This is a genomic window from Erythrobacter sp. CCH5-A1, assembly GCF_001557115.1.
GTDB lineage: Bacteria > Pseudomonadota > Alphaproteobacteria > Sphingomonadales > Sphingomonadaceae > Erythrobacter.
In genome coordinates, this window is sequence record NZ_LSKQ01000114.1 from 1 (window position 1) to 6,860 (window position 6,860).

A 6,860-nucleotide genomic window follows, 5' to 3' on the forward strand; every position below is an offset into this window, starting at 1 on the left:
TCGTTAAGTCTCGCGCCCCTCCCGTGAACGGGAGGGGGGATTTGGATCAGCCCTCGGGCCGCAGGCCCGCAAGCGCGAACGCGCGCCCGCAGCGATGCGATCTTCAGATCGCGTGAGCGAGGATTTCGCACGCCGGATGGCGTGCGGAACACAAGGACGCCCCTCCACCATCCGTTGGATGGTCCCCCTCCCCCAAGGGGGAGGATTTTCCATTTTCCTACAGCCATTTGCCTCTGATAGCCTCCGTCATAGCGTTTGTTTGCCTCAAGCGCCGGCGCGGGCGTCCGCCCGCTTGGCTATCCTCGGCCCTGTCGGGCCTGCGGGCGGCCGGTCGGCCTTGCGGTCGCTAACACGCCCGAGAACACTCAGCTCCGGAGGAAACCGCCATGTCCGACACGCCTGCGTCCGCGCCCACCACGCATATCGTCGATCCCGCCAGCCTCGTGCCCGATGTCGCGCCCGAGGCGCAGGCGCGGTTTGTCGAGGTGTTGGCGCAGTGGGGCAATGTGCGGGCGGCGGCGGCGCAGGCGGGGGTGAGCCGCGCGCATCTCTACCGGATGCGGCGCGCTTCCCCCGAGTTCCGGCGGATGTGGGATGCCGCCCTGGTGCTCGCCCGCCCGCAGGTCGAGGAGGTGCTCGCCGACCGGGCTTTGAACGGGGTGGCCGAGACGGTCTATTACCACGGCGAGGAGGTCGCCACGCGCACCCGCTTCGATACGCGGCTGCTGCTGGCGCATCTCGGGCGGCTCGACCGGGTGGAGGACACGCAGGGCGTGCGCGCAGCGGTGCTCGATTTCGACGAACGGGTCGAGGCGCTGCGGAACCCGCCGGTGACGATCGCGTGGGACGGGGAGGACGAGGACCTGCCCGAGGACGGCGCGGAAGGCACGCAGGAGGGCTGACGCGGGGGCCGGTTTTCCGGCTCTGGACAGTGTCTCATGTGTCTCCAACAGGGGCGGCGGGGGCGGCGCGGCGCTGCTCCCACGCGGCGAGCGCGGCGAAGGTGAGCGTGCCGCTCGCCAGCATCCACAGGAAGGCGCCCGGCAGGCCGAGGCCCCAGTCGAGCACGCCCAGCACCGCGATCTGGACCACGATCGACGCGAAGGCGGCCAGCCCCGCGCGCGACCCGGCGAGCCCGGCGATGATGGGGACCGCGAGCGCCGCGCCGATCGCACCCGCGTCCATCACCAGCGCCCGCAGGCTCTCGCCCGACAGCGCCAGCCCCGCCGCGAGCGCCGCGGCTGCGACCGTGGCGGTGCGGGCGGCGCGCAGCAGGGCGCGGTCCGAGGCGGCTGGACGCAGGCGGCGGTACCCGCTCTCGGTGATGACCGCCGAGACCGCGAGCAGCGCGGAGTCGACCGAGGAGAGGATCGCCGAGACGAGGGCTCCGGTGAAGACGATCAGCAGCCAGCCGGGGAAGAGCGCCTTGGCGAGGCTGGGCAGGAAGGCCTCGCCCTCGCCGAGCGGCAGGCCGAGCTGGGGGGCGAAGAGGCCGAAGGCGACCGGGACGAGCCCCGCGGCGAGGTAGACCCCCGCGCCGAGCAGCGCGCCGGAGCGGGCGGCCTCGGGGGTGCGCGCGGCGAGCGTGCGCGAGATCGCCTCCTGGCTCACCATGGTGCCGATGATGGGGATGAGCCAGAGCTCGGCCCGGTCGGCCCAGGTCTCGGAGGCCGGGGGCGGGCGCAAGGCGGTGTCCGGCAGGGCGGCCCACATCGCGGCGGGGCCTCCCGCGGCCGCTAGCATGAGCGCGAAGAGGATGGCGATGGCGACGAGGATGACGATGCCTTGCAGGATGTCGGTGACGACGTCGCCCGCAAGCCCGCCGAACAGGGTGTAGGTCATCACCAGTGCCGTCGCGCCGAGCAGGGCGGGGACGAAGCCGATGCCGGAAGCCGTGTCGATGATGGCGGCGAAGGCGAAGAGCTGGGCGGCGGACCAGGTGGTGGCCGAGAGCGCGATGACGGCGGCCGAGAGGCTCTCGGTCCGCCCGCCGAAGCGGTCGCGCAGGAAGTCGGCGAGGGTGATGAAGCCCCCCTCGCGCAGCCGGCGGGCGAAGAACAGCGCCACCGCGACGAGGCCGAGCGCATAGGCGAAGGGCTCTGCCCGGGCACCGACGATGCCTTCGGCGGCAACCTCGGAGGATGTGGCGATGAGGCTCTCGGCGGCGAACCAGGTGGCGAAGATCGACATGCCCACCGCGCCCGCCGAAAGGCTGCGCCCGGCGACGAGGTAGTCGGTGTCGGACCGCGCCCCGCGCCCGACCCAGACCGCGAGCGCGATCTGCACTGCGACATAGGCAAGGATGAGCAAGAGCGTGATGGCGAAGATCCCCGAGCAGCCCGGCAGGGCAGAGCCATTGGTTAGCTCGCCGGCGCGACTGCGCAAGGGGCAGGGTGGCGCTATCGTCAGCCTGCTGCATCCGCTCAGGGGTCTGCGCAGTAGCTGTGTGCGGATGGGGACATGCGCAAGGAGTGTCGACGATGCCTTACCCCGAAAATTTCGCCCCCCGCCTGCTCGCTGCCGTCGCAGCACTCGCCCTGAGCGGCACTGCCGTCAGTGCGGGCGTGATCACGTCAGGGCTTCAGATCGAAGCGGGGCAGACCTTCGAGCTTGGCGGTGGCCAGAAGGGCAGCTTCACGGTGACCGGACGCAACACCGGACCGGTGGCGGTGGTGGTCTACGGCCTTGCCGAGGACGCGCGCGCTCCTGTCGAGCGCGGCACGATGGCACCGGGCGGGGCGGTCAACGCCGCTTTCGGGCCCGGAGAGCAGGCGCTGCTGCGCAATACCTCAAGCATGGAGACCGCGCGGCTGAAGCTGAAGATTTCCGGCGACACGTCCTCGCTCGGGATGACCTACGCGGCCAATCCCTGATCGCGGCGTCAGTCGGCGATCACTGCGAGTTCGACCGTCCCGTGGCCGCGTGCGACAAGGCCGAGCTCGCTCGCGGCGGCGCGGCTGACGTCGATCATCCGGCCGCGGCTGAAGGGGCCGCGGTCGTTGATGCGCACGATGACGCTGCGGCCGTTGGCGACATTGGTGACCCGCACGAGGGTGCCGAAGGGCAGGGTGCGGTGCGCTGCGGTCATCGCGCCATTGTCGAACCGCTCGCCGCTGGCGGTGCGGCGGCCATCGAACTTGGCGGCGTAGTAGGAGGCGCTGCCGCGGCCCATCACGGTTTCCTGCGGGGCCGAGGGCGCGGGCGCCGCATCGGGAAGCGCCGGGGCGGTGACCTCTGTGTCCGGCTGGAGCGGGACGAGCTCGATCGCCGCGCTGCTGGCAACGGCTTCGGTCGGGGTCGCCGCGTCGGGCGAGGCGGCCGTCGAGGCGGCGAGCGGCACGAGGCTGGCGAGACCCGCGATCGCCCAGACGAGCGGAAGGCGGTTCGCGCGCAGCGGGCCGGTGTGGGGGGCATCGAGGCCAAGTATGCGAATTCCCGTCCGCATGGCGGGGCCGATACAGGGGCTGCCCTGCAAAAGGCAAACCAGGTTAGCAACTCACCGATGGGAAGGTTCCGATGGGCCGCGAAATGAGCCGGAAATGCGGCGAGCCGTGGAACGGTAGGCAGGCCGGGACGTCTTTGCGAGCCGAATGCGATGCGACGACTCGGCGCGGGCAGGTGCGTCGCCGGCGGCCGCGCGCAAGGCAAATGGGGCCGGCATCGCTGCCGACCCCACTCTCACCGGCGTGTGGATGACCGCTCCGCTCGCGATGCCTCCGGCGAACCTTCGGCATCCTTCACTTTGCGGGCCATGCTTGGCGCCCGATGTCTAGCCTCCCGTCGCCTGCGCCTTGCGGCCGGCCCTCCGGAAGATTTGTCACCGGCGCTCGCGCCGGCATCCGGCTTCTGTGCGTCTGCCGGGTTTGCGTCTGCCGCCTGACCATGGGTCCGCGCGCTTTCGCTGCCCTTCCGCATTCGCCCGTCCGCCGAGGCCTTCGTCCCTTTACCGTTCACAAGAGCCGCGGCTTGGGGGCTTTCGCCGTTTCCGCTGCACTTCCGCTCGGCCAGGTTCTCGGACCTGTCCGGTGCCACCGCGTCGCTCCGACCCTTGAATTGAGCCGGCTTGCCTTTGGCCGAAGCCTCCTGCATGCCGTCTCCAGACCGGCGCGTGGACAGATGTCACCGCCATCCTTGGGATAAAAACCTCCGGTTCTCCAAGGCCTTGCGGCTTTCGGTTCCGGTTGCTTCGTGTCCCGAAGACAGGTTCAAAGTGCGCCTGAATCGGCGTTCTGACAACATTCGGACCCGCGACTTTTCCACTCGGCGCAGTTTAGCCTGTGGACATACGTGGATAACTCAACGCTTCGTCGCATTTGACGCGAAGCGGAGCAAATGCGGGAGCGAAACCGCCTCCAAATTGTCATTGTAACGTTTCCAAGCCGCTCCGGCGATCGGCGCGACTCGGTTTTCACCTATTCAAAAGCGCAGATCAGGCGTCGCGGTTGCGGCGCGAGAGCAGGCGCAGGCGGAGGCCGTTGAGCTTGATGAAGCCTTCGGCGTCCTTCTGGTCATAGGCCCCGGCATCATCCTCGAAGGTGACGTGGGCTTCGGAATAGAGCGAGAAGGGCGACTTGCGGCCCACGACGCTCGCCAGGCCCTTGTAGAGCTTCAGGCGCACCGTGCCGGATACCTTGTCCTGCGAATGGTCGATCGCGGCCTGCAGCATCTCGCGCTCGGGGCTGAACCAGAAGCCGTTGTAGATGAGCTCGGCATACTTGGGCATGAGCTCGTCCTTCAGGTGCGCCGCGCCGCGATCCAGCGTGATCTGCTCGATCCCGCGATGCGCGCGGGCGTAAATCTCGCCGCCGGGGGTCTCGTACATCCCGCGGCTCTTCATGCCGACGAAGCGGTTCTCGACGAGGTCGAGCCGGCCGATGCCATGCTTGCGGCCAAGATCGTTGAGGGCGGCCAGCAGCGTAGCGGGCGACATGGCCTCGCCGTTGAGGGCCACGCCGTCACCCTTCTCGAAATCCAGCGTGATGTATTCGGGCTGGTCGGGCGCATCCTCGGGGTTGACCGTGCGCGAGTAGACGTAGTCCGGGGTTTCCTCCCACGGGTCCTCGAGCACCTTGCCTTCCGAAGAGGTGTGAAGTAGGTTCGCGTCGGTCGAAAAGGGGCTCTCGCCGCGCTTGTCCTTGGGCACCTGGATCTGGTGTTTTTCCGCCCAGGCGATCAGTGCGGTGCGGGAGGTCAGGTCCCATTCGCGCCACGGGGCGATCACCTTGATGTCCGGGTCGAGCGCATAGGCGCTGAGTTCGAAGCGCACCTGGTCATTGCCCTTGCCGGTCGCGCCGTGAGCGATGAAATCGGCGCCAGTCTGGTGTGCGATCTCGACCAGACGCTTGGAGATCAGCGGGCGCGCGATCGATGTGCCGAGCAGGTAGTCGCCCTCATAGCGGGCATTGGCGCGCATCATCGGGAAGACGAAATCGCGCACGAATTCCTCGCGCACATCCTCGATGAAGATGTGATCGTCGGGGATGCCCATCGCCCGGGCCTTGGCGCGCGCAGGCTCGATCTCCTCGCCCTGGCCGAGATCGGCGGTGAAGGTCACCACCTCGAGGCCCCGCTCCACGCTCAGCCACTTGGCGATGACGCTGGTATCGAGACCGCCCGAATAGGCGAGGACGACTTTCTTGGTGTCTGACATGACGGGCGCACTCCTGATTGCGCGCGCCGTTAACAGCGGGGGGCGGGAACGGCAATGGCGATTGCCGCGCGGGGGCACCGCGCGGGGCGGCGGGTTGTCGTCAGGCTTGGTAAGTCGCTGTCAACATACTGAAATAAAGTAAGGAATCGTTTGACTTGCAGATGAATTGAAGCATTCTCTTGGCGACACGATCAGGGGAGCATCGACATGGACCGTATCAATCCGCCGCCGATTCCAGTGCCGCCGCCGGTTCCGGCGACAACCATGGCCCAGAGAATGATCGAAGCGGCGATCTGCGCCTATTCGATCGTCGGATCGACCTATCAACGCGTCGATTTCTTCAATGCGCCGGTGGGGTGGGGCGATGCGCCCAAAGTCTACACCGCCGGGCCGGACCGCATCGATGCGGGTCTGGTTGGCGAGACCCCCGATGGCTGGGTGATCGTGTCCTTGCGGGGAACGCTGAGCACCTTCGACAGCATCAGGTCGCTGATCGCCTTCTTCAGGGACTGGCTGCAGGACGACGAGACAAAGCAAGTGGCCTTCAGCCCGGCGCCCGGCCAGGATTTCGGCATGGTACACCAGGGCTTCCACGCTGCCATGACGGAGCTCTGGCGCGGGATCGGGCCAGATCTCGCCGGGCGCGACTGGAGCAAGTTCAAGGGCCTGTGCATCACCGGCCATTCCAAGGGTGCGGGGATGAGTTTCCTTTGCGCAGCGCTCGCGCAGGCCTGCTTGCCATCGGCGGCCAATGGCGGGCCGAAAACCATTCAGGTCCACGCTTTCGCCGCGCCTCTGGCGGGCAACCAGGCGTTCGTCGATGCCTATCGTAGCGCAGGCCTCGAGACGAACACCGTGCGCTACCAGCGCGAGGATGATCTTGTCCCGTTCCTGCCCGCCTATGACAGCTTCGATATCCTGAAAGAGTGGCACCGCGGTTCGAGCTGGGAGCTCGATGCCGTTCTGGAACTGCTGGAGCTGACCCATGGCGGATACGCGCTCGCAGGCACGCTCGAATACTACCCCGATCACCATAACGACAAGCCCTGGCCGCAACCCGTGACCGGCGATCCGGGGCAGAAGGCTGCGCAGACCGCGATCCTCGAGGCGATCCGTCGCGGGGCGAAAGGCAAAATCGAGGACGCCCATTCGGCGATCAACTCCTACTGGCCCTCGATCTTCGCGCAAAAGCTGCCGGCGGGTGCCGCAC

General features: G+C 68.0%; 6 protein-coding genes. 3 read left to right on the forward strand and 3 right to left on the reverse strand.

Features of this window, described 5'->3' with window-relative positions; genetic code table 11:
- Window positions 1-386: 386 nt before the first annotated feature.
- Window positions 387-902 (forward strand): hypothetical protein, encoded by a 516-nt coding sequence (locus AX708_RS05800; RefSeq protein WP_066531970.1) that lies wholly within the window; start codon window positions 387-389, stop codon window positions 900-902.
- Between the two features lie 34 nt (window positions 903-936).
- On the opposite strand, the gene AX708_RS05805 is transcribed toward AX708_RS05800, so the two are convergent.
- On the reverse strand, window positions 937-2,385 hold the full coding sequence (locus AX708_RS05805; RefSeq protein ID WP_066531972.1) for a hypothetical protein: 1,449 nt from the start codon (window positions 2,383-2,385) through the stop codon (window positions 937-939).
- Between the two features lie 95 nt (window positions 2,386-2,480).
- On the opposite strand from AX708_RS05805, the gene AX708_RS05810 reads away from it, so the two are divergent.
- Entirely contained in the window at window positions 2,481-2,873 is a 393-nt protein-coding gene (locus tag AX708_RS05810) for a hypothetical protein (protein ID WP_066531973.1), read from the forward strand.
- Window positions 2,874-2,881: 8 nt separating this feature from the next.
- Here AX708_RS05810 and AX708_RS05815 read toward each other — a convergent pair whose 3' ends face one another.
- Window positions 2,882-3,445, reverse strand: a complete 564-nt coding sequence (locus AX708_RS05815) for a septal ring lytic transglycosylase RlpA family protein (protein ID WP_082745688.1) — start codon at window positions 3,443-3,445, stop codon at window positions 2,882-2,884.
- A gap of 984 nt (window positions 3,446-4,429) precedes the next feature.
- Window positions 4,430-5,650, reverse strand: a complete 1,221-nt coding sequence (locus AX708_RS05820; protein WP_066531974.1) for an argininosuccinate synthase — start codon at window positions 5,648-5,650, stop codon at window positions 4,430-4,432.
- Window positions 5,651-5,857: 207 nt separating this feature from the next.
- Between AX708_RS05820 and AX708_RS05825 the strand changes: the two genes are divergently transcribed.
- A partial coding sequence (locus tag AX708_RS05825) for a lipase family protein (RefSeq protein WP_156454531.1) occupies window positions 5,858-6,860 on the forward strand: 1,003 nt, incomplete at its 3' end.